We start from the raw sequence: 24,107 nt of genomic DNA, 5'->3' as shown, positions 1-24,107 counted from the left end.
ATGCCAAAGATTGTTATTTTGCCTCATGCGGACCTCTGTCCGGATGGCGCTGTTCTGGAAGCGAAGACCGGTGAAACCATTCTCGACGTTGCCCTGCGTAACGGTATCGAAGTGGAACACGCCTGTGAAAAATCCTGTGCCTGCACAACGTGCCACTGCATCGTGCGTGAAGGTTTCGACTCGCTCGCCGAGAGCACCGAAGATGAAGACGACATGCTGGATAAAGCATGGGGTCTGGAGCCGGACAGCCGCTTAAGCTGCCAGGCCGCGGTGACCGATGAAGATCTGGTCGTGGAGTTCCCACGCTATACTATCAACCACGCACGCGAGCATTGATATGGGACTGAAGTGGACCGACAGCCGCGAGATCGGCGAAGCGCTGTACGACGCGAACCCGGATCTCGATCCGAAGACCGTGCGATTCACCGATATGCATCAGTGGATCTGCGATCTGGAAGATTTTGACGACGATCCAAACGCATCCAATGAAAAAATTCTGGAGGCGATTCTGTTAGTCTGGTTAGATGAAGCAGAGTAAATCACTTAACGGGCTGCCTTCTGGCGGCCCGTTTGCTAATAAGGATAAATAAAATGACCGAAGCGATGAAGATTACGCTCACCACGCAGCCAGCCGACGCGCGCTGGGGCGAGAAAGCCACCTGGAGCATCAATAACGACGGTATTACCCTGCACCTTACCGGCAAAGATGATTTAGGGCTGATCCAGCGCGCCGCGCGTAAAATTGACGGCCTGGGCATTAAGCATGTGTCTCTGGAAGGTGAAGGCTGGGACACCGACCGCAGCTGGGCGTTCTGGGCCGGTTACAAAGGCCCGAAAGGAACCCGCAAAGTTGAGTGGGCCAGCCTCGACGAAGCCGGGCAGAAAGAGCTTGAAAGCCGCCTGCAAATCATCGACTGGGTGCGCGATACCATCAACGCCCCGGCGGAAGAGTTAGGCCCGGAGCAGCTGGCGCAGCGCGCCGTTGACCTGCTGTCCGGCGTGGCGGGCGACAGCATGTCCTACCGCATCACCAAAGGTGAAGATCTGCGCGAGCAGAACTATATGGGCATCCACACCGTGGGCCGCGGTTCTGAGCGTCCTCCTGTGCTGCTGGCGCTGGACTACAACCCAACCGGCGATAAAGCCGCGCCGGTATTTGCCTGCCTGGTCGGTAAAGGCATCACCTTCGACACCGGCGGCTACAGCCTGAAGCAGAGCGCGTTCATGGACTCCATGAAGTCCGACATGGGTGGCGCGGCAACGATTACCGGCGCGCTGGCGTTCGCCATCACCCGCGGTCTTAAAAAGCGCGTGAAGCTGTACCTGTGCTGCGCGGACAACATGGTAAGCGGTAACGCCTTCAAGCTGGGCGACATCATTCGCTACCGCAACGGTAAAAACGTCGAAGTGATGAACACCGACGCCGAAGGCCGCCTGGTTCTGGCCGATGGCCTGATCGACGCGTCAGCCCAGAAGCCGGAGCTCATTATCGACATGGCAACCCTGACCGGTGCGGCGAAGACTGCCCTGGGTAACGACTACCATGCGCTGTTCAGCTTCGACGACAGGCTGGCCGCTCGCCTGCTGGCAAGCGCCGCGGCGGAAAACGAGCCGTTCTGGCGCCTGCCGCTGGCCGAGTTCCACCGCAGCCAGCTGCCGTCTAACTTTGCCGAGCTGAACAACACCGCAAGCGCGGCGTACCCGGCGGGGGCAAGCACCGCAGCAGGCTTCCTGTCCCACTTCGTCGAGAACTATCAGGAAGGCTGGCTGCACATCGACTGCTCCGCAACGTACCGTAAGGCGGCGGTTGAGCAGTGGTCCGCGGGCGCGACCGGTCTGGGCGTGCGTACCGTGGCGAACCTGCTGACGGCTGAGTAATTATTGGCCCCTCACCCCGGCCCTCTCCCCACAGGGGAGAGGGTGTTCAAATTCCCTCTCCCCTTTGGGGAGAGGGTTAGGGTGAGGGGAAAATGCATTATCTGGAACTGTTATGTCCGAAACCAAAAATGAATTAGAAACTCTGCTGGAGCAGGCGGCTACCGAGCCTGCCCACCGTCCGGCATTTTTCCGCACGCTGCTGGAATCCACCGTCTGGGTGCCGGGCACGGCGGCGGAAGGCGAGCAGGTTGTCGAAGACAGCGCGCTGGATCTGCTCCACTGGGAGAAGGACGACGGCACTTCGGTGATCCCGTTCTTTACCTCGCTGGAAGCGTTACAGGAAGCGGTCGAAGAGGAACAGGCGTTCGTGGTGATGCCGGTGCGCACGCTGTTCGAAATGACGCTGGGGCAGACGCTGTTCCTCAACGCGAAGCTGCCGACAGGAAAAGAGTTCACCCCGCGCGAAATCAGCCATCTGATTGGCGAAGAGGGTAACCCGCTCAGCACCCAGGAGGTGCTGGAAGGGGGCGAAACGCTGCTGCTCTCTGAAGTGGCCGAACCGCCCGCGCAGATGATTGACTCCCTGACCACGCTGTTTAAAACCATCAAGCCGGTAAAGCGCGCGTTTCTCTGCTCCATCAAAGAGCAGGCTGACGAACAGCCGGTGCTGCTGATTGGTATTGAAGCGGACGGGGATATCGACGACATCATTCAGGCGGCGGGAAGCGTTGCTACCGACACGCTGCCGGGCGATGAGCCCATTGATATCTGTCAGGTCAAGAAAGGCGAGAAGGGCATCAGCCACTTTATTACCGAGCACATTACTCCGTTCTACGAGCGTCGCTGGGGTGGCTTCCTCCGCGATCTCAAAACCAACCGCATTATCTGATTACAGCGGGGTGAGTTTCACCCCGTTGCTTCCAGCAGCAGTAAATCCATCAGCAGGACCAGATTCGACTCAAACGACGTCACGCCTGCGGCTTCGGCAGCGAAGTGTACCGCCTCGTCATACAGCGCGAAATGCAGATCCGCCATGCCCGCCAGCGTATTGGCGGAGGCACGGGTAAAGGCGACGACCGTCATACCCACGTTTTTGGCGATCCGCGCTTTATCCAGCACCTGCTCCGTTTCACCGCTGCGGGAGACGGCAATAAATACCTGATAGCGTGCGGCGTTGCTGAGGAAAATATTCCGGCTGTCCCCCGGCCCGGAGATAAACGCCGTTTTACCCAGCACCTGCAGTTTCTTGGTCAGGTACTCGGCAAAAAGATAGGAAAAACCGGCGCCGTAGAGAAAAAAGCTCTCTTTCTGGCGCAGCAGGCTGGAAAACTGCTGGCGTTTCTTCTGCGTAACCCACTGAAAGGTTTGCTGATAGTTGGCGATAAACTGATTAAAAAGCGCCGGTAATTCTGCATGCTGCTCGGGCTGTACGGCGATATGCGGCGTGTCTGTAAGCAGCTGCTTGCAGTGCCAGATGAACTCGCTGAAGCCGCTGAATCCCAGCTTCTGGCACAGCCGCATAATGGTCGCGGTGGAGACAAACGTCGCCTGCGCCAGCTCGCGCACCGTGATGTTGCCCACCAGCAGCGGATGCTCCGTGAGGTGGGCGAGAACGCGATACTCCGCGCGGGTCAGGGACGCCCCGCGCGTTAACAGCGTGGCCAGGCGGTTATCCATTATTTCGCCGGTTCAACCGGCAGATCCTCTCGCGCACCCCATTCGCTCCAGGCGCCGTCGTACAGCGTGACGTCATTCACGCCCAGAGTCGCCAGCGCAAGGATCGCCACGCAGGCCGTCACGCCGGAACCGCAGCTGGCGATGATCGGACGATGCAAATCAACACCCGCACGGTCAAAAATTGCCTTTAGCTCGTCGGTGGTTTTCAGCTCCCCCTCGAACACCAGATCGCCCCACGGCACGTTCAGCGCGCCCGGAATATGGCCACGCTTCAGGCCCGGACGCGGTTCATCCGCTTCGGCGTTAAAACGTGGCGCAGGGCGGGCGTCGACGATTTGCGCTGTTCTTTCGTGGCTAACAACCAGAACGTCAGTCAGTCGCTTCACCACCTGCGCGTCAAACGTCGCGTCGAAATCGCCTTCCGGCAGCGTCACGTCACCCTGCTGGAGCGGCAGCGCATCGCGCTTCCAGCCCGCAAGGCCGCCTGCCAGAATCGAAACGTTTTCCACGCCGAAAGTTTTCAGCATCCACCACGCGCGCGGTGCCGAGAAGAGGTTACCTTCATCGTAAACAACAAGGTGTTTATCTTTGCTGACGCCAAGTTCGCGCATCGCGACGGAAAACGCTTCCGGGCGTGGCAACATGTGCGGCAGGGGAGAGGTGTGATCGGAAAGGGCTTCGATATCAAAAAATACCGCGCCGGGCAGATGTCCGGCACGGTATTCACCGGGAACGTCACGATGCTCCTGGCCCGGAGGAGCCATGCGCGCGTCAATAATCTGGACTTCCGGATCGTCGCCGTGCTCAATCAGCCAGTCGGCGGCGACAAAATATGAGGTGGACATGGGTTGCCTCCATTCTTTTCCGTAAAAAAGAATTGTCGGTGTTTTTTCTGACACCGACAAGCAAACCGCGTTCAACTCGCGAGCAAGCCCCTATTTTTTCACCGTTTCGCCGTCCTGCCAGGCTTTTTGCAGCGCAGGCCAGTAGTCGCGGTTGGCTTCAATCATGTCATCCAGAATCGCTTTCGCGTGCGCCATGGTCGGCACGGTACGGTTCAGGGTAAAGGCCTGCAGCGCTTTCTCATAGCTGCCTTCGATGGTTGCCTCCACCAGCAGCTGTTCAGACGCGAGCTGCTGTTGCAGGAGGGTCTGATAGAACAGCGGCACCTTGCCCACGCGGACGGGCTCCGGTCCTTCGGAGGTGATATAGGCGGGCACTTCCACTACCGCGTCGTACGGCAGATTGGTTATCGCGCCGCGGTTTTCCACCATCACCAGATGGCGGCTCCGCAGGTTAAAGGCCAGCGAGCAGGCGACATCGACGATAAACTCACCGTGGACGCCTACGTGGAAGGCATCCGGTAAAATCCCGGTGCGCTTGTACTCTTCCGCGGCGGCGAAAAGTTTTTTCTCACGCCCGTTCATCACTTCGTTGGCGCGGGTGTACTCCGGGTCCTGATGCTCCACAATCTGGTTCGGCATCAGGTAGTACTGCAAATACGGGTTCGGCAGGTACTCCGGGAAGTTATCCATAATCGGCTTGATGTTGCGCCAGGTTTTCACCCACGACGGATCAGAATGCTGCGGATCCGTTTTGGCGGCATCTTCCGTCAGCAGGCCAAACTTCGCGATATGCTTACGCAGCTCCGGCAGCCTGTCTACGCCGTCCACCAGCACGCGGGTAAACCAGCCGAAGTGATTCAGACCAAAGTAGTCCACCTCCAGCTTGCGGCGATCCACGCCCAGAATGGCGCCCATATTACGCATCGCGGCAACCGGCATATCGCAGATGTTCAGCACGCGCGCATTCGGGCGCAGACGACGTACGCCTTCAGCGACGATAGCCGCCGGGTTGGAGTAGTTAACGATCCACGCTTTCTCATGCGCGTAGCGATCCACCAGATCGATAAGCTCCACCATCGGCAGGATCGTACGCAGCCCGTACGCCAGCCCGCCGGGGCCGCAGGTTTCCTGGCCAACCACGCCGTGACGCAGCGGGATCTTCTCATCCTGCTCGCGCATCCTGTACTGACCAACGCGCATCTGGGCAAACACAAAATGCGCGCCGCTGAAGGCCACTTCCGGGTCGCTGGTGACGGTGAATTTGATGCTCTGGCTGTGGTCGCGAATAACCTTTTCCACCACCGGCGCAATAGTGTCCTGACGCGCCTCGTCGATGTCATAAAGGCGAATCTCCGCCAGCGGGAAATCCTGCAGGCGCACCATCAGGCTTTTCACAATACCCGGCGTATAGGTGCTGCCGCCGCCGGCAATGGACAGAATGAATGGGGGTGTAAACATCTTTAGCTCCTTTCAGAGAAACGTCTCAACGGCTTCTCGCATTTTTTTGACATGCAGCCCGTAGACCACCTGAACGTTGTTGCCTTGTTTGATAACCCCTTTCGCGCCGGTCGCTTTCAGGCGCGGTTCGTCGATGATGGCGACGTCCTTCACCGTGACGCGTAAGCGGGTGTAGCAGTTATCAACGACTTCAATATTTTCCCGGCCGCCCAGACCCACCACGATGGATTCGCCCAGCCCGTCGTTATTCCCCTTCGCCTGGTACTCCTGCTTGCTGTAAAGGCGCGTCTCCTGCTCCTCATCTTCACGGCCCGGCGTTTTCATGCTGAAGCGCAGGATCAGGAAGCGGAACACCACGAAGTAAAGGGCGAACATAATCAGTCCGACCACGATGTACATCGGCCAGTTGGACTTCTCCGTGCCGAGCGGCAGGTTGTAGAGAATGAAGTCGATAACCCCGTTGGCACCGATGGCGTGAACGCCGAACAGGGAGAACAGCATCATGCCGATGCCGGTCAGCACCGCATGCACCACGAACAGCAGCGGGGCGACAAACAGGAAGGAGAACTCAATCGGCTCGGTGACGCCCACCAGCAGCGAGGTTAACGCCGCCGGGATCAGAATGGCTTTCGCAATGGCTTTACGCTCCGGCTTTGCGGTCATGTACATCGCCAGCGCGGCGGCAGGCAGGCCGAACATTTTACTGATGCCGCGCGCGTCCCACACTACGGTGCTGCTCAGCTGCTTCACGTCCGGGCAGGCCATCTCGGCGAAGTAAATGTTGCGCGCGCCCTGGTAAACCGTGCCGCACACCTCCTGCGTACCGCCCAGTTCGGTATAGAGGAACGGGGTGTAGACCAGATGATGCAGGCCCGTCGGCACCAGGATGCGCTCAAGGAAGCCGTAGATCGCCACGCCGAACGGACCGGAGCCTTTGATCGCCAGCGCCAGCGCGCTAATGCCGTGCTGAGCGTACGGCCACAGCTCACTCATCACCACGCCGAGCAGCATTGAGACGGGCAGCATCACAATGGCAACAAAGCAGTGGCCGGAATAGATCGCCATCGCGCCGTTAAACTGCACGCCGGAGTATTTGTTGTACAGATAACCGGAGAGCGCCCCGGTCAGGATCCCGGCGAACACGCCCATCTCCAGTACCTGAACGCCAAGCACCATGCTTTGACCCGCGGCTTTCATCTGGTCAGCTGGAGCCAGTTCACCCTGAAGCTTTAGCGTCACGTTCATGGCGTTGATAAACACCACAAAGGTCACCAGCCCAATCAGTGCCGCGTAGCCTTTGTCCCGCGTGGCCAGGCCAATGGGGATCCCGACGGCAAACACCAGCGCCAGGTTAACCAGCACCGACACGGCAGATTTGGCGATCAGCTGGCCAACATTCTGGATCAGCGGATGGCCGAGAAACGGCAGGTACTCGGCCAGATTACCGTTGCCCAGCACATTGCCAAAGGCGATAAACAGACCGACGATAGGTAAGATAAGTACCGGTCCGTAAAGTGATTTACCGAAATTTTGTAGGGCGTTCACGGCTCGTTTCATGGCTTTCTCTCTTATTGAACCGCGCACTCGGCGTGCGTCATGGTCATAAAACTAGCAGGCCCGGAAGGATCTTATCCAGCTATCTTCTTGTTTTAAAAACAAATGACGTGAAAGGTAACATGTTACGTTAAGGGCTGTGATCGTGGTTCCAACACCGTATGGCAGGGTGATGTCATTCTGCGAGGCGCTTTCCACAATACTAAATTGGACTTTTTGTATTAACGAAACTTGCGGATAATACTTATCCGGACGACGACCAACAGGCCTCACAGGCCAGAGACTAAGGATGAAACCGTTTCGCTTAGCCGCGATCTCTCTCGCGCTGCTCACCACGTTTACGCTTGTCGGCTGCGATAACAGCGACGACAAAACACAGGCTGCTGCGCCCGCAGCGTCAACCGCTTCAGAAAAGAAAGCACCGGAAAAACCGGACCCAAAAACGCTGGCTGCGCTGGCTGCACAGAGCCAGGGTAAGGCGCTGACGCTGCTGGATGCCTCAGAGGTACAGCTTGACGGCGCTGCGACGCTGGTGCTGACCTTTTCGGTGCCGCTGAAGCCCGATCAGGACTTCGCCAAAACCGTGCACGTGGTGGATAAGAAAAGCGGCAAGGTGGACGGTGCCTGGGAGCTGGCGCCCAATCTGAAAGAGCTGCGCCTGCGCCACCTGGAACCAAATCGTAACCTGGTCGTCACCGTCGAACGTGGTCTTGAGGCGCTGAACAGCGCGACGTTTGGCATTGATTATGAAAAAGCTATCACCACCCGGGATGTTGAACCGACGGTCGGATTTGCCAGCCGCGGTTCGCTGCTGCCGGGCAGCGTGGTGGAAGGGCTGCCGGTGATGGCGCTTAACGTTAACAGCGTGGACGTGAACTTCTACCGCATTAAGCCGGAGTCGCTGGCCTCGTTTGTCAGCCAGTGGGAGTACCGGAACTCACTGACCAACTGGGAGTCCGACACGCTGCTGAAGATGGCGGAACTGGTCTATACCGGCCGCTTTGACCTTAACCCGGCGCGCAACACCCGCGAGAAACTGCTGCTGCCGCTGAAGGATATTAAGCCGCTCCAGCAGTCGGGCGTTTACATAGCCGTCATGAATCAGGCCGGGCACTACAACTACAGCAATGCCGCGACGCTTTTCACCTTAAGTGATATTGGGCTCTCCGCCCACCGCTATCATAACCGCCTGGACATCTTCACCCAGAGCCTGGAAAACGGTGCGGCGCAGTCAGGCGTTGCCCTTACCCTTCTGAACGATAAAGGCCAGACCCTGGCCGAGGCGAACAGCGACGCGGACGGTCATGCGAAGCTGGAGACGGATAAAGAAGCTGCGCTGATCCTCGCCAGCAAAGACGGGCAGACCACGCTGCTCGATCTCAAACTTCCGGCGCTCGACCTGGCGGAGTTTGATATCGCCGGCAAGCCGGGTTATAGCAAACAATTCTTTATGTTTGGCCCGCGCGATCTCTATCGTCCGGGTGAAACGGTGCTCCTCAACGGCCTGCTGCGCGACAGCGACGGAAAACCGCTTCCCGATCAGCCTGTGAAGCTTGACGTATTGCGCCCGGACGGTCAGGTGGCGCGCACGGTTGTTGTGCAGCCCGAGAACGGACTTTACCGCTTCAACTACCCGCTTGATAGCGGCGCGCAGACCGGCATGTGGCATGTTCGCGCGAATACGGGAGACAACCAGCAGCGCATGTGGGATTTCCAAGTTGAAGATTTCATGCCTGAACGCATGGCGCTGAATCTGACGGGGCAAAAAACACCGGTTTCTCCACGGGATGACGTGGACTTTAACGTAGTGGGCTATTACCTGTATGGCGCACCGGCTAACGGCAACGCCCTGCAAGGCCAGCTTTTCCTGCGCCCGCTGCGTGAGGCGGTAACTGCGCTGCCGGGATTCCAGTTCGGTGATATTGCGGAAGAGAACCTGAGCCGTAGCCTGGACGAAGTGCAGCTTACGCTTGATGAGCAGGGGCGCGGACAGGTGACCACTGAAAGCCAGTGGAAAGAGGTGCACTCGCCGCTGCAGCTGATTTTGCAGGCCAGTCTGCTTGAGTCGGGCGGTCGCCCGGTGACGCGTCGCGCCGAGCAGGCTATCTGGCCGGCGGCCACGCTACCGGGGATCCGTCCTCAGTTCGCCAGTAAGGCCGTTTACGATTACCGTACCGATACCACCGTCAATCAGCCGATTGTCGATGAAAACGGCAACGCCAGCTTTGACATCGTTTATGCCGATGCCGGCGGGGCGAAAAAAGCGGTGTCCGGTTTGCAGGTGCGCCTGATCCGCGAGCGCCGGGACTATTTCTGGAACTGGTCAGAGAGTGAGGGCTGGCAGTCGCAGTTTGACCAGAAAGATCTTGTTGAGGGCGAGCAGGAACTTAACCTCAAGGCTGATGAAACCGGTAAAGTCACTTTCCCGGTGGAGTGGGGCTCATACCGTCTGGAAGTGAAAGCGCCTGATGACATGGTCAGCAGCGTGCGCTTCTGGGCAGGCTACAGCTGGCAGGATAACAGCGACGGCACGGGGGCGGTGCGCCCTGACCGCGTGACGATGAAGCTTGATAAGCCAGCTTATCAGCCTGGCGATACCATCAACCTGCATATTGCCGCACCGGCCGCGGGCAAAGGCTATGCCATGATTGAATCCAGCGAAGGGCCGCTGTGGTGGAAAGAGATCGACGTCCCGGCAAACGGTCTGGATCTCTCCATTCCAGTGGATAAAGCCTGGAAGCGTCACGATCTGTACCTCAGCACGCTGGTGGTACGTCCCGGCGATAAGTCCAAATCCGCCACGCCAAAGCGCGCGGTCGGGCTGCTGCATCTGCCAATGGGTGACGAAAATCGCCGCCTGAACATTGCGCTTGATAATCCGCAGAAAATGCGTCCTAACCAGACGCTTTCTGTGAAAGTGAAAGCCAGCGTGAAGGAGGGCGCGGCACCACAGAAGGTGAACGTGCTGGTTTCGGCTGTTGATAGCGGCGTGCTGAACATTACCGACTACGTTACGCCGGATCCGTGGGAAGCCTTCTTCGGACAGAAGCGTTATGGCGCGGATATTTACGATATCTACGGCCAGGTCATTGAAGGCCAGGGGCGCATGGCCGCACTGCGCTTCGGCGGTGACGGCGATGAGCTGAAGCGTGGCGGTAAGCCACCGGTTAATCACGTCACTATTATTGCCCAGCAGGCGCAGCCGGTTACGCTGGATGCTAACGGTGAAGGCACCGTTACGTTGCCGATTGGTGATTTCAACGGCGAGCTGCGTCTGATGGCGCAGGCGTGGACGGAAGACGATTTCGGCAGCAGCGAGAGCAAGATCGTTGTAGCCGCGCCAGTCATTACCGAACTTAACACGCCGCGTTTCCTGGCAAGCGGTGACACCTCCCGCCTGACGCTGGACCTGACTAACCTCACCGATCGGCCGCAAACGCTGAACGTCACGCTAACCTCAACCGGCAAGCTGTCGCTGGAAGGCGCTCAGCCAGCGCCTGTTCAGCTACCGCCTGGCGCACGCAGCACCCTGTTTATTCCGGTGCGGGCGCTGGAAGGATACGGTGATGGCGAAATTACCGCTCAGATTGCCGGGCTACAGCTTCCGGGCGAGACGTATACTCCCCAGCAGAAGAGCTGGAAAATTGGCGTGCGCCCCGCATTCCCGGCGCAAACGGTGAATACGGGCACGATGCTCAACCCTGGCGAATCCTGGACTGCCCCAGCGCAGCACATTGCCGGTTTCTCTCCTGCGACGCTACAGGGGCAGCTGCTGCTCAGCGGAAAAGCGCCACTGAACCTGGCGCGCTACATCCGTGAGCTGCAGGCTTATCCGTACGGGTGTCTGGAGCAAACCACCAGCGGCCTCTTCCCGTCGCTATACACCAATTCCGCGCAGCTCAAGGCTCTCGGCATTAAGGGGGATACTGACGACAAGCGCCGTGCGGCTATCGATCTCGGTATCTCCCGCCTGCTGCAAATGCAGCGTGACGACGGGGGGTTTGCGCTCTGGGATAAAAACGGTCCGGAAGAGTACTGGCTGACCGCGTACGTTACTGACTTCCTCGTGCGCGCAGGGGAACAGGGCTATAGCGTTCCTGCCGATGCGGTAAATAAGGCGAATAACCGCCTGCTGCGTTACTTACAGGATCCGGGCATGATGTCTGTCCGCTACAGCGACAACGCTGAGGCCAGTAAGTTTGCCGTACAGGCTTATGCCTCGCTGGTTCTGGCGCGTCAGCAAAAAGCGCCGCTCGGCGCGCTGCGTGAAGTCTGGGAGCGCCACGCTCAGGCTGCTTCCGGGCTGCCGCTGATGCAGCTGGGGATGGCCCTGAAGCTGATGGGAGATGCACCGCGCAGCCAGCAGGCGCTGGATCTGGCTATCAAAACGCCGCGTACTGACAGCCGAAGCTGGATGGCGGATTACGGTAGCCAGCTTCGCGATAATGCCCTGATGCTCTCCCTTCTGGAAGAGTACAAGCTGCTGCCGGATGCGCAAAATACACTGCTGAACGCCTTGTCGCAGGAAGCCTTTAGCCAGCGCTGGCTCTCAACCCAGGAAAGCAACGCCCTGTTCATGGCCGGACGTTCGCTGCAAACGCTCTCCGGAGCATGGCAGGCGACCACGAGCCTCTCTGAGCAGGCACAAAGTAGTGACAAACCGCGGGTAGAAAACCTGAACGGCGCCCAGCTTAGCGCGCTGCAGGTAACCAATACCGGCACTACGCCGCTGTGGGTTCGTCTGGACAGTACGGGGTATCCGGAGTATGCGCCTCAGCGAACCTCTAACGTATTGCAGATTGAACGCCACGTTCTGGCGACAGACGGCAGCAGCAAGTCACTCTCTTCCCTGAAGAGTGGTGAGCTGGTGCTGGTGTGGCTTGAAGTGAAGGCCAGCCAGAACGTGCCGGATGCGCTGGTGGTGGATCTGCTCCCGGCAGGTCTGGAACTTGAAAACCAGAATCTGGCGAGCAGCAGCGCCAGCCTCCAGGACAGCGGCAGCGAAGTGCAGAATCTGCTGAATCAGATGCAGCAGTCTGATATCCAGCATATGGAATTCCGCGACGACCGCTTTGTGGCCGCTGTGCCGGTCAATGAAGGTCAGCCGGTTACGCTGGTGTACCTGGCCCGAGCCGTCACGCCGGGAACCTACCAGGTGCCGGTTCCGATGGTGGAATCCATGTACGTTCCGCAGTGGCGGGCAACAGGGGCGGCCAGTGGCCCGCTGATCGTTGTTCCTTAAGATGCTGCCAGAACGACTGATACGCTCCCGCTGGCTATGGCTGGCGGGAGCGCTTTTCGTTTCAGTGGCGCTGATTGTCGCTGCCGACCGCCTGTGGCCGCTGCCTCTGAAAGAGGTTAACCCCTCGCGCGTGGTTGTGGATGAGCAGGGCGTACCGCTGTGGCGTTTTGCCGACAGCGAGGGCATCTGGCGCTATCCGGTTACCATTGAGGAGGTTTCACCGCGCTATCTGGAGGCCCTGATCCAGTATGAAGACCGCTGGTTCTGGGAGCATCCGGGCGTCAATCCGCTCTCTGTACTGCGCGCTGCCTGGCAGGATCTTACCTCCGGGAGAGTCGTTTCTGGCGGAAGCACGCTTACCATGCAGGTGGCGCGCCTTCTGGATCCGCATCCGCGCACTTTTGGCGGTAAAATTCGTCAGCTGTGGCGGGCAATGCAGCTGGAGTGGCATCTCTCCAAGCGTGAAATTCTCACGCTGTATCTCAACCGGGCCCCGTTTGGCGGCACCCTGCAGGGAGTGGGGGCAGCAAGCTGGACCTACCTTGGAAAGCCGCCATCACGGCTGAGCTATTCCGACGCGGCGCTGCTGGCGGTGCTGCCGCAGGCACCAAGCCGCCTGCGCCCGGACCGCTGGCCGGAACGCGCGGAGGCGGCGCGTAACAAAGTCCTCGACCGCATGATGGCTCAGGGCGTCTGGTCAGAAAAGCAGGTGAAAGAGTCCCGGGAAGAACCGGTGTGGCTGGCTCCCCGCCAGATGCCGCAGCTGGCACCGCTCTTTTCGCGCATGATGCTCGGTAAAAGCCGCGAGACAAAAATAGCCACCACGCTTGATGCCACGCTGCAGCGACAGCTTGAAGAGCTGGCGATGAACTGGAAGTCTCGCCTGCCTGCCCGCAGTTCGCTGGCAATGATCGTGGTAGATCACACGGATATGAAAGTGCGCGGCTGGGTCGGCTCGGTGGATATCAACGATGACAGCCGTTTTAGCCACGTGGATATGGTCAATGCAATTCGATCCCCGGGATCGGTTCTCAAGCCCTTCGTCTACGGCATGGCGCTGGACGATGGGCTGATCCATCCTGCCTCCTTGCTTCAGGATGTGCCAAGAAAAACCGGGGATTATCGCCCCGGCAACTTTGACAGCGGCTTTCATGGGCCGGTCAGCATGAGTGAAGCCCTCGTACGCTCCCTCAATCTGCCTGCGGTGCAGGTGCTGGAGGCGTACGGCCCTAAACGTTTTGCCGGGATGCTGGGCAATGCGGGGTTACCGCTGATTCTCCCGGCGGGCGCGCAGCCCAACCTCACCCTGATTCTGGGGGGCGCGGGCGCACGTCTGGCTGATATAGCCGCCGCGTATAGCGCCTTTGCAAGGCAGGGTAAGGCCGGAAGGCTGCGTTTACAGCCGGGCGATCCGCTAGTTGAACGTCCGCTGTTGTCGCAGGGCGCTGCGTGGATTATTCGTCGCATTCTCGCCGGAGAAGCTCAGCCCCTGCCGGACAGCGCGCTGCCGCAGGTTGCGCCGCTGGCGTGGAAAACCGGCACCAGCTACGGCTACCGGGATGCCTGGGCCATTGGGCTTAACGCCCGGTATGTCATTGGTATCTGGACCGGACGCCCGGACGGCACGCCCGTCGCGGGGCAGTTTGGTTTCGCCAGCGCGGTTCCGCTACTGAATCAGGTGAATAACCTGCTTCAGTCTCGTTCTATGGTGGATGAGGCTCGTCTGCCGCGCGATCCGCGTCCTGCCAGCGTGGGGCGGGGTGTGATTTGCTGGCCGGGCGGCCAGTCGCTGCCGGAAGGGAGCGAAAACTGTCGGCGTCGTCTGTCAACCTGGCTGCTTGAAGACAGTGAACCGCCTACGCTGCTATTGCCGGAGCAGGAGGGAATTCGCGGGATCCGTTTCCCGGTCTGGCTGAATAAAGACGGTCAACGCGTTGCGGCGGATTGCCCGGATGCGACAGAAAAAGTGCTGGATGTCTGGCCGTTGCCGCTGGAGCCATGGCTGCCCGTTGCCGAAAGACGTGCCGCTCGTCTTCCTGCCCGTTCAACGGTTTGCCCGCCGCTGGATAATCATAATTCGGCACCGCTGATGTTATCAGGCGTCAGAGAAGGAGCGGTAATTAAGCGCCTTCCGGGCGAGAAAAATATGACGCTCTTCGTTTCAACCAGCGGTGGAGAAGGGCAGCGCTGGTGGTTTTTAAACGGTGAACCGCTGGAGGGACGGCAGAGGAATTATTCACTGCAATTATATTTGCCGGGTAATTATCAATTAATTGTAATGGATGAAACAGGGCAAACGGCGACGGTGAATTTTGAATTAGATCGTTAAGCGTTACCCCTGAAGGGTTAGCTTGATAATTATCAATATTCATTCCTGAAAAAAAACGAGAATGCGTTTTTATTCTAAGGAATGAGCAATGAAAAAAAATAAAAATCCGGGAGAGGGGCTTATTCCCGCCTTATCCCGACGTCACTTTATTCAGGCAGGATCGGCGCTGGCCGCCCTGCCGTTTGTCGCCACAACCGGCAAAGCACGTGCCCAGGGCCCGGCAAAGACCAGCGCCGCGCCTGAAGAGAAAGTCGTGCAAACCTGTAGTACGTTTGACTGCGGCGGCAAGTGTGATATTCGTGCGCACGTTAGTGAAGGCGTTGTCACGCGAATTTCCACCCGCCCGGATGATGCCCTTGATCCGCAGATGCCGGTTATGCGCGCCTGCGTTCGCGGTCGCGCTTATCGGAAATTCGTTTATCACCCGGATCGGCTTAAATATCCCATGAAACGCGTAGGTAAACGTGGCGAAGGAAAATTCGAGCGTATTACCTGGGATGAAGCCACCACGCTTATTGCGGAGCGGTTAAAAACCATTACGCAACAATACGGCCCCGCCTCGCGCTATGTGCATGTGGGCACCGCAGTTTCCGGCGGCACGTTTTCTGGCGATAAGATGGTTCGTCGCCTGCTTAACCTAACCGGCGGTTATCTCGAAAGCTATCACTCGGTCAGCATGGGCAACACGGCGGCGGCAACGCCGTATACCTATGGCACTGCCGCCAGCGGCAGCTCGCTGGACACGCTGCAGGACACCAGGCTGGTCATCCTCTGGGGGCACAACCCGACAGAGACGATCTTTGGCCACAGTAACCACTATTTCCAGAAGATGAAGCAAAACGGCACCCGCTTTATCGTTGTCGATCCGCGCTATTCGGACACGGTTTCCTCCCTTGCCGATCAATGGATCCCGCTGCTTCCTTCAACCGATAACGCCCTGATGGACGCCATGATGTACGTGATCGTCACGGAGAACCTGCACGATCGCGATTTCCTTCAGCGCTATACCCTGGGCTTTGACGAAGACGCCATGCCAGAGGGCGTTCCGGCGAATGAATCCCTGATGGCTTACCTTAGCGGTGCAAAAGATGGCGTGGCGAAAACGCCGGAGTGGGCAGAGAAAATCACCCACGTGCCGGCGCAGACCATTCGTCAGCTGGCGCGCGACTACGCAACCACCAAACCCGCCGCGCTGATCCAGGGCTGGGGGCCGCAGCGCCATAACTGCGGCGAACGCACCGCGCGCGGCTCGACGATACTGGCAACGCTGACGGGTAACGTTGGGGTGAAAGGCGGCTGGGCGGCTGGCTATGGCGGCTGCGCAAACCGGAAATTTGCGGCAGGTCCAGAGATGCCGGATAACCCGGTAAAAGCCAAAATATCGGTAATGAACTGGGTGCAGGCGGCCGATGATGCTTCCAAAGTAACGGCAGAAGTCGGCCTGAAGGATGCGGATAAGCTCGACAGCAATATCCGCATCCTGTTCTCGCTGGCGGGCAACTATCTGGCTAACCAGAACCCGGATCTTCATCAGGCGGTCCGCGTGCTGGAAGATGAGTCAAAAATTGAATTTATCGTCGCAAGCGATCTGTTTATGACGCCGAGCGCCAGATATGCCGATCTTCTCCTGCCGGAAACCAGCTTTATGGAGCGCTGGAATATCGGTGAAACCTGGGGCACGGCAAGCTATCTGATCCTGTCTGAGAAGCTGATTGAACCTGAGTTTGAGCGCCGCTCAGATTACGACTGGCTGCGGGAAGTCGCTGCTAAGCTTGGCGTCGAACCCGAATTCAGCGAAGGCCGTGACGAAAAAGCGTGGATTGAACACATCTGGGAGCAGACGCGGCTGTCCATGCCGGACGAAAGCCTGCCGGACTTCGCGACGCTACAGAAAACGCGTCAGCATCTCTTCAAAAGCGCGCCGTTCGTCGCTTTTGAGGACAACATCCGCGATCCGCAAAATCATCCGTTCCCGACGCCTTCCGGAAAAATTGAGATCTTCTCGAAGCGCCTGTACGACATGCATCACCCGGAAATCCCGGCGCTGTCGCACTACGTTCCCGCCCATGAGGGCCCGGAAGACGCGCTGGCGAAAACCTTCCCGCTCCAGCTGATCACCTGGAAAGGGAAAAACCGCGCCAACTCTACCCAGTACGCCAACCCGTGGCTGATTGAAGTCCAGCAGCAAAAGCTGTGGATTAACCCGCAGGATGCGCAAAAGCGCGGTATTGCGCAGGGAGATACCGTGCGCATTCACAACGCGCGCGGCATTTGTGAGGTCCTGGCGGAGGTCACGCCGCGCATTATTCCCGGCGTTGTTGCCATGCAGGCAGGCGCCTGGTGGCAGCCGGACGAGCGGGGCATTGATAAAGGCGGCTGCGCGAACGTGCTCAGTTCAGCCCGTATTACCGCACTTGCGAAAGGAAATTCCCATCAAACCATGCTGGTGGAGGTAGCGAAAGCATGAGTCAGTTCAAACACTACGCGCCGGTGAGCGACAAGCAGCTGGGTTTCTTTATCGACTCATCCCGCTGCTCGGGCTGCAAGGCCTGCCAGGTGGCGTGCAAAGATAAAAACAACCTTGAGGTCGGGCGTCGTTTTCGTCGCGTGTACGAAGTCAACGGCGGGAATTTCATCCCGACCGGCCAGGGCGGGGTCAGCAATAACGTTTTTGCCTACACGCTCTCTGTCTCCTGCAACCACTGCGCGGATCCTATCTGCACCAAAAACTGTCCGACCACCGCAATGCACAAGCGTCCTGGCGACGGCATCGTGCGTGTCGATACGGACAAGTGCGTCGGCTGCGGATACTGTGCGTGGTCATGCCCCTATGGCGCGCCACAGCTCAACGAGCAGACCGGGCAGATGTCAAAATGCGATTTTTGCGTGGATCTGCAGGCAAAAGGCGAACAGCCTGTCTGCGTGGCAACCTGTCCCCTCGAAGCGATCAAATTCGGGCCGATTGATGAGCTTCGGGCGAAATACGGTGCGGTCTGTGACGTGAAGGGCTTGCCTGATTCCTCCATCACAAAACCGAACCTGGTGATCAAAGCACATCAGGGCGCAGAGAAAGAGGGGAAACGTCATGCATGAGTTACCGCTGTTGATTTTTACGCTGTTCCTTCAGGGGTCGGTAGGCGTTACGCTCTGGCTGGCGTTCGGGGGCGCGCATGGTTCGCCGCGTAGCGCGCTGCTGCCTGCTGCCGGGGCGTTCGTGCTGGCCTGCCTGGGGCTGCTCGCCTCGGCGCTGCACATGGGTTATCCGCTGAATGCCCTTAACGCGCTGCGCCACGTATCCAGCTCCTGGCTGAGCCGCGAGATTGTCTTTGCCAGCCTTTATCTTGCGGCGCTTGGTCTTGCGACGCTGCTGATGTTCGCGAAAAAGCCGGGCTGGAAGCCGCTTCTGGCAGTGGCGGGGCTTGTCGGGCTGGTGGATGTCTTCTGCATGGCGCAGATTTATATGCATGCGTCCGTGGTGACCTGGCAGCACGTAAATACGCTGGTGCTGTTTATTGGCTCGGTGGGCATTATCGGCTCAGCCTGCATGGCCGCTGGAACGCCTTCCCGGGCGACCCTGCGTGCGGCAGTTGCGATCGTTACGCTGCTGGTGCTTGTGCGTCTGCTGATGCAGCCCGTCTGGCTGGCTGACATTACTGCCGTGGATAACACCGTGGTGACGTTCCCGCACGCTCCGTTACGGATGCTGGAGCAGCTGCGCACGCTGCATCTGCTGAGTTGGTGCGTTTCCGTTGCCGGCGTGCTGTGCTTTGCCGCGGGCGGTCTGAAGGCAGCACGTGGTACTGTGCTGGTCGGAAGCGCGTTGCTGATTGTGGGTGAACTGATGCTGCGCTTCGTTTTCTTCAGTATTGGCTGATGGGCGGATTAACGCTTATCCCGGCGATGGACGTGACGCACGCGTGCGTTCGTCGCCGCTTTCGCCACGCCTCCTGCCGCGCCTGTACGGACGCTTGTCCCGCGCAGGCGTTCTCCGTTACGGACGCGGGCGTCCTGATTGATGACAGCCGCTGTATTGAATGTGGCGACTGCCTGTTTGTCTGTCCTGCCGGGGCCATTACCGGCATCATGCCGCGAAAGCGCTTTTTGCGTGGAGATACGCTTGTCGGGCCGTTTACTGAGCGCGCGCCCGGCGTGAATGAGCTGCTGCTCTGGCACGCGCAATACCGCGTTCGTTTTATCAGTATTGAAGCAGAGCGTTACCCTGAATGGCTGCTGGCGCTTGCCCGGCTTAATCTTGCGCTTCGCCGACGCGGTGAGGCGGCGTGGACGTTCAGGGTTATCCCGCGCAACGAGGTTAATCTCGCCCGTCGTGCGCTGATGCACGTTCCCCGTGAGGACGTTCAATCCTGTAGCGTAATGCCCGGCCTGCGTGAGCTGCGAAGGGCTTTTCCCGCGTTTAGCGAGGCAGAGATAACGCTCGATGCCGGAAAGTGCGTGCTGTGCGGGGCATGCTGGCGAAGCTGCCAGGAAAAGGCGATTCGCTTTGAGAACGCCGTGCTGAAGGTGGAATCCGGGCATTGCACCGGTTGCGGGGGGTGTGAAGCGGTTTGCCAGCATGGGGCGATAAACGTGACGCAAGCAGAGGGAACTGCAAAAACCGTTGCCAGGCCCGCATATGAGGCGGTTTGCCGGTCGTGCCACCGCCAGTTCTGGTCATTTACGCCTGATGAAAAGCAGTGCCCGCTCTGTTTTCACCATCATTACGGGATGCGAAATCAGGCCTGTTGCTAATCTTCGTCTCATTTTAAAAAAATGTTATGCATAACCATAGGCAATGGCGCTATTGCTCTTTATAATCCGCGCCACACCATACTCAGGTATGCAAAAACAACAGAACATTTCACAGAGGTTATCAATGGCTATTGAACGTACTTTTTCCATCATCAAACCAAACGCGGTGGCAAAAAACGTTATTGGCAGCATCTTCTCTCGCTTTGAATCAGCAGGGTTTAAGATCGTTGGCACCAAAATGCTGCATCTGACCGTTGAACAGGCTCGCGGTTTCTACGCCGAGCACGAAGGTCGCCCATTCTTTGACGGTCTGGTTGAGTTCATGACTTCTGGCCCAATCGTTGTTTCCGTACTGGAAGGCGAAAATGCGGTACAGCGTCACCGCGACCTGCTGGGTGCAACCAACCCGGACAACGCGCTGGCAGGCACTCTGCGCGCCGACTACGCTGACAGCTTCACCGAGAACGGCACCCACGGTTCCGACTCCGTTGAATCTGCTGCACGCGAAATCGCGTTCTTCTTCGCAGAAGGCGAAGTGTGCCCTCGCACTCGCTAATAATTTCGTAAATGCCGCGTGCAAACGTGGCATCCCTGCGCCAGACTTTGTACAATGCAACGCCCCGGACGAGCAGACCGCTTACCGGGGCGTTTCTTTTCAACCCACCAAGGGCCACAACGTGTAACAACGAGGCCGGAAAACATTATGTCTGAATTAGTGAATACCTCCGAAGTCGCCATTCCTGCGGTTCCCAATAAAAATGGAAAAATTAACCTGCTGGACCTGAACCGTCAGCAGATGCGCGAGTTCTTTAAAGAGATGGGCGAGAAGCCGTTTCGTGCCGACCAGGTCATGAAATGGATGTACCACTATTGCAGCGACAACTTTGATGATATGACGGACATCAACAAGGTGCTGCGCAATAAGCTCAAAGAAGTCGCGGAAATCCGCGCGCCGGAAGTAGTGGAAGAGCAGCGCTCGTCGGATGGCACCATTAAATGGGCCATTGCGGTGGGCGATCAGCGCGTTGAAACCGTGTATATCCCGGAAGACGATCGCGCCACGCTGTGCGTCTCTTCTCAGGTGGGCTGTGCGCTGGAGTGCAAATTCTGCTCCACGGCGCAGCAGGGCTTTAACCGTAACCTGCGGGTGTCGGAAATTATCGGCCAGGTATGGCGCGCCGCGAAAATCGTGGGCGCGGCAAAAGTGACCGGTACGCGTCCAATCACCAACGTGGTTATGATGGGGATGGGCGAACCGCTGCTGAACCTGACCAACGTGGTGCCGGCGATGGAAATCATGCTCGACGATTTCGGTTTTGGCCTGTCCAAGCGCCGCGTAACGCTCTCTACTTCAGGCGTGGTTCCCGCGCTGGACAAGCTGGGTGATATGATTGACGTCGCGCTGGCGATCTCCCTTCACGCGCCAAACGATGCGATTCGTGACGAAATTGTGCCGATCAACAAAAAGTACAATATCGAAACCTTCCTGGCCGGCGTGCGTCGCTACCTGGAGAAATCCAACGCTAACCAGGGCCGCGTGACCATCGAATACGTGATGCTGGATCATGTTAACGACGGCACCGAGCATGCTCATGAGCTGGCTGAACTGCTGAAAGATACGCCATGTAAGATCAACCTGATCCCATGGAACCCGTTCCCGGGCGCGCCGTATGGCCGCAGCTCGAACAGCCGTATCGATCGTTTCTCCAAGGTGCTGATGGAGTATGGCTTCACCACTATCGTGCGTAAAACCCGTGGTGATGATATTGATGCCGCCTGTGGCCAGCTGGCGGGTGACGTTATTGACCGTACCAAACGTACGCTGCGTAAGCGCATGCAGGGTGAGTCAATCGCGGTTAAAACCGTTTGATTATTATGCAGACACGGCGCGTTTTTTGCGCCGTGAAGCATAAATTTACTGAATAATCAGTCACAATCATCACGATTGATTAATAATTACGGTGCGTTTCATACGACTTTCGGGCAGTATGTAACGACGTAACAACAGTTTAGCGCGAAGGCCTGCCAGCGCTGTCATCTGCGGCCCGACAGTCTTATACTGTTTGTTCAAGGTTAACTGACCTGAAGTTTCGCGGTGCGGGTGGCATTGTGACTCACCGGCACCTGAACCCTTATTTTCACGTACCAGTAGTTGTAGCGAATGAATACTGAAGCCACTCACGATCAAAATGCAGCACTCTCCACTGGCGTTCGTCTTCGCAACGCCCGTGAACAACTCGGACTCAGCCAGCAAGCCGTTGCAGAACGCCTGTGCCTGAAGGTTTCCACCGTTCGCGATATTGAAGAAGATAAGGCACCAGCCGATCTGGCTTCAACGTTTCTGCGCGGTTATATCCGTTCTTACGCCAAACTGGTTCATATTCCTGAAGACGAATTACTGCCGATGATGGAGAAGCAGGCGCCCGTGCGTGCTGCAAAAGTTGCGCCTATGCAAAGCTTCTCTCTGGGTAAACGTCGTAAAAAACGCGATGGCTGGCTGATGAGCTTTACCTGGCTGGTCCTGTTCGTGGTTGTGGGCCTGACGGGCGCATGGTGGTGGCAAAACCACAAAGCGCAGCAGGAAGAGATCACCACCATGGCCGATCAGTCCTCCGCTGAGCTTAATCAAACCAACGGTGCGCAAAGCGTGCCGCTGAGCACGGAAGGGGCTGCATCTTCCAGTGAACCTCAGACGGCGGCAACGAACGCGCCTGCAAGCGAACCTGCTCCAGCGCCAGAGGCGACGGCTAACGCCGCGCCAGCGACCCAGGCACAGGATCAGAACGCGGTAGTGTCACCTTCCCAGGCAAATGTTGATACTGCACCTGCGGCAACGGCAGCTGCGGAAAATCCTGCGGCGACGCTGCCAACGGACCCGGCCGGCACGGCGGCACCTGCCGTTGACCCGAATGCGCTGGTGATGAACTTTACGGCGGATTGCTGGCTGGAAGTCACTGACGCAACGGGTAAAAAACTTTTCAGCGGCCTGCAGCGTAAAGATGGCACGTTAAATCTAACGGGGCAGGCACCCTACAAGCTTAAAATCGGCGCACCGGCAGCGGTACAGATCCAGTATCAAGGAAAACCTGTCGATCTGAGCCGCTTTATCAGAACTAACCAGGTTGCGCGTCTTACCGTTAATGCCGAACAATCAGCAGCACAGTAACAGACGGGCAATGCGGGAGATTTTACATGCATAACCAGGCTCCTATTCAACGTAGAAAATCAAAACGGATTTACGTTGGGAACGTGCCAATCGGCGATGGGGCGCCTATCGCCGTCCAGTCGATGACCAACACGCGCACCACGGATGTGGAAGCAACGGTCAATCAAATCAAAGCATTAGAACGCGTAGGCGCGGACATCGTCCGCGTCTCCGTCCCGACCATGGATGCCGCTGAAGCGTTCAAACTGATCAAGCAGCAGGTGAACGTGCCGCTGGTTGCCGATATTCACTTCGACTACCGTATCGCGCTTAAGGTCGCTGAATACGGCGTCGATTGCCTGCGTATCAACCCAGGCAACATCGGCAACGAAGAGCGTATTCGCATGGTTGTTGACTGCGCCCGCGACAAAAACATTCCAATTCGTATCGGCGTTAATGCCGGTTCGCTGGAAAAAGATCTGCAAGAAAAGTACGGTGAGCCAACGCCGCAGGCGCTGCTTGAATCCGCGATGCGTCACGTCGATCATCTGGATCGTCTTAACTTCGAGCAGTTCAAAGTGAGCGTGAAAGCCTCCGACGTTTTCCTTGCCGTTGAATCCTATCGGCTGCTGGCAAAACAGATCGATCAGCCGCTGCACCTCGGGATCACCGAAGCGGGCGGTCTGCGCAGCGGTTCGGTGAAGTCCGCCATTGGTCTTGGCCTGCTGCTTTCTGAAGGCATTGGCGACACGTTACGCGTCTCTCTGGCCGCCGATCCGGTGGAGGAGATCAAGGTAGGTTTCGATATCCTGAAATCACTGCGCATCCGCGCGCGCGGGATTAACTTCATTGCCTGCCCAACCTGTTCACGTCAGGAATTTGACGTGATTGGTACCGTGAATGCTCTGGAGCAGCGCCTGGAAGACATCATCACCCCGATGGACGTTTCCATCATTGGTTGCGTGGTAAACGGACCGGGTGAAGCGCTGGTGTCAACGCTGGGCGTTACCGGCGGTAACAAGAAAAGTGGTCTCTATGAAGATGGCGTTCGTAAAGATCGTCTGGATAATAGCGACATGATCGACCAGCTCGAAGCCCGTATTCGCGCTAAAGCGACGATGATGGATGAAGCGCAGCGCATCAGCGTTCAGCAGGTTGAAAAATAACGTGATGGGAAGCAGGCTGCTTCCCATGTATGATTGAGCCCATTCTTTGGGTTCTTTTTTGTAT

At 58.0% G+C, this 24,107-nt stretch carries 18 protein-coding genes; 14 read left to right on the top strand and 4 right to left on the bottom strand.

All coding sequences use genetic code 11. The annotated features are described in order from the left end of the window. From fdx to sseB, 4 genes are all read left to right on the top strand, one after another. Positions 1-336: an ISC system 2Fe-2S type ferredoxin gene (fdx, locus tag IM304_RS19725; protein WP_061709977.1), complete on the top strand. Its 336-nt coding sequence runs from the start codon at positions 1-3 to the stop codon at positions 334-336. A gap of 1 nt (position 337) precedes the next feature. After that, positions 338-538, top strand: coding sequence for a Fe-S cluster assembly protein IscX (gene iscX, locus IM304_RS19720; RefSeq protein WP_003860650.1), 201 nt, complete (start codon positions 338-340; stop codon positions 536-538). Between the two features lie 53 nt (positions 539-591). Next, positions 592-1,878: an aminopeptidase PepB gene (gene pepB, locus IM304_RS19715; protein ID WP_193355486.1), complete on the top strand. Its 1,287-nt coding sequence runs from the start codon at positions 592-594 to the stop codon at positions 1,876-1,878. Between the two features lie 112 nt (positions 1,879-1,990). After that, positions 1,991-2,767 carry an enhanced serine sensitivity protein SseB gene (gene sseB / locus IM304_RS19710; protein WP_148420653.1) on the top strand — a complete coding sequence of 259 codons (777 nt, stop codon included), beginning with the start codon at positions 1,991-1,993 and terminating at the stop codon, positions 2,765-2,767. Positions 2,768-2,784: 17 nt separating this feature from the next. Here the strand turns inward: sseB and IM304_RS19705 are convergent, their stop codons facing one another. The 4 genes from IM304_RS19705 to IM304_RS19690 form a co-directional block, all read right to left on the bottom strand. Further along, positions 2,785-3,555 carry a MurR/RpiR family transcriptional regulator gene (locus IM304_RS19705; RefSeq protein WP_193355487.1) on the bottom strand — a complete coding sequence of 257 codons (771 nt, stop codon included), beginning with the start codon at positions 3,553-3,555 and terminating at the stop codon, positions 2,785-2,787. After that, on the bottom strand, positions 3,555-4,400 hold the full coding sequence (gene sseA, locus IM304_RS19700) for a 3-mercaptopyruvate sulfurtransferase (protein WP_193355488.1): 846 nt from the start codon (positions 4,398-4,400) through the stop codon (positions 3,555-3,557). Before sseA ends, IM304_RS19705 begins: the two co-directional genes overlap by 1 nt. A gap of 90 nt (positions 4,401-4,490) precedes the next feature. Beyond that, positions 4,491-5,858 carry a 6-phospho-alpha-glucosidase gene (locus IM304_RS19695; protein WP_193355489.1) on the bottom strand — a complete coding sequence of 456 codons (1,368 nt, stop codon included), beginning with the start codon at positions 5,856-5,858 and terminating at the stop codon, positions 4,491-4,493. A 12-nt stretch (positions 5,859-5,870) separates the two neighbouring features. Then, on the bottom strand, positions 5,871-7,415 hold the full coding sequence (locus IM304_RS19690) for a PTS transporter subunit EIIC (RefSeq protein WP_193355490.1): 1,545 nt from the start codon (positions 7,413-7,415) through the stop codon (positions 5,871-5,873). A gap of 286 nt (positions 7,416-7,701) precedes the next feature. Here IM304_RS19690 and IM304_RS19685 point away from each other — a divergent pair, with 286 nt between their 5' ends. From IM304_RS19685 to ispG, 10 genes are all read left to right on the top strand, one after another. Continuing rightward, complete coding sequence (locus IM304_RS19685; RefSeq protein WP_193355491.1) at positions 7,702-12,654, top strand: alpha-2-macroglobulin; 4,953 nt, start codon at positions 7,702-7,704, stop codon at positions 12,652-12,654. 1 nt (position 12,655) lies between these two features. After that, positions 12,656-14,983 carry a peptidoglycan glycosyltransferase PbpC gene (gene pbpC / locus IM304_RS19680; protein WP_193355492.1) on the top strand — a complete coding sequence of 776 codons (2,328 nt, stop codon included), beginning with the start codon at positions 12,656-12,658 and terminating at the stop codon, positions 14,981-14,983. A gap of 88 nt (positions 14,984-15,071) precedes the next feature. Beyond that, positions 15,072-17,450 (top strand): DMSO/selenate family reductase complex A subunit, encoded by a 2,379-nt coding sequence (locus IM304_RS19675; RefSeq protein WP_193355493.1) that lies wholly within the window; start codon positions 15,072-15,074, stop codon positions 17,448-17,450. Further along, the gene (locus IM304_RS19670) at positions 17,447-18,076 is read left to right on the top strand and encodes a DMSO/selenate family reductase complex B subunit (protein ID WP_148420661.1); all 630 of its coding nucleotides are present in this window, start codon (positions 17,447-17,449) and stop codon (positions 18,074-18,076) included. The genes IM304_RS19675 and IM304_RS19670 overlap by 4 nt, the downstream gene beginning before the upstream one ends. Further along, positions 18,069-18,857: a DmsC/YnfH family molybdoenzyme membrane anchor subunit gene (locus IM304_RS19665; protein ID WP_193355494.1), complete on the top strand. Its 789-nt coding sequence runs from the start codon at positions 18,069-18,071 to the stop codon at positions 18,855-18,857. Before IM304_RS19670 ends, IM304_RS19665 begins: the two co-directional genes overlap by 8 nt. Continuing rightward, positions 18,857-19,732, top strand: a complete 876-nt coding sequence (locus IM304_RS19660) for a 4Fe-4S binding protein (protein ID WP_193355495.1) — start codon at positions 18,857-18,859, stop codon at positions 19,730-19,732. The genes IM304_RS19665 and IM304_RS19660 overlap by 1 nt, the downstream gene beginning before the upstream one ends. 124 nt (positions 19,733-19,856) lie before the next feature. After that, complete coding sequence (ndk, locus tag IM304_RS19655) at positions 19,857-20,288, top strand: nucleoside-diphosphate kinase (RefSeq protein WP_045326029.1); 432 nt, start codon at positions 19,857-19,859, stop codon at positions 20,286-20,288. 147 nt (positions 20,289-20,435) lie between these two features. After that, complete coding sequence (locus IM304_RS19650) at positions 20,436-21,602, top strand: bifunctional tRNA (adenosine(37)-C2)-methyltransferase TrmG/ribosomal RNA large subunit methyltransferase RlmN (protein ID WP_003860623.1); 1,167 nt, start codon at positions 20,436-20,438, stop codon at positions 21,600-21,602. Between the two features lie 291 nt (positions 21,603-21,893). Continuing rightward, positions 21,894-22,898: a cytoskeleton protein RodZ gene (rodZ, locus tag IM304_RS19645; protein ID WP_193355496.1), complete on the top strand. Its 1,005-nt coding sequence runs from the start codon at positions 21,894-21,896 to the stop codon at positions 22,896-22,898. A 26-nt stretch (positions 22,899-22,924) separates the two neighbouring features. Then, positions 22,925-24,043 carry a flavodoxin-dependent (E)-4-hydroxy-3-methylbut-2-enyl-diphosphate synthase gene (gene ispG, locus IM304_RS19640; protein WP_148420665.1) on the top strand — a complete coding sequence of 373 codons (1,119 nt, stop codon included), beginning with the start codon at positions 22,925-22,927 and terminating at the stop codon, positions 24,041-24,043. Positions 24,044-24,107: the final 64 nt, after the last annotated feature.

It is taken from the genome of Enterobacter cloacae complex sp. P40C2, from assembly GCF_014930695.1.
Taxonomy (GTDB): domain Bacteria; phylum Pseudomonadota; class Gammaproteobacteria; order Enterobacterales; family Enterobacteriaceae; genus Enterobacter; species Enterobacter pasteurii.
This window is presented reverse-complemented; position numbering and strand designations above follow the sequence as displayed.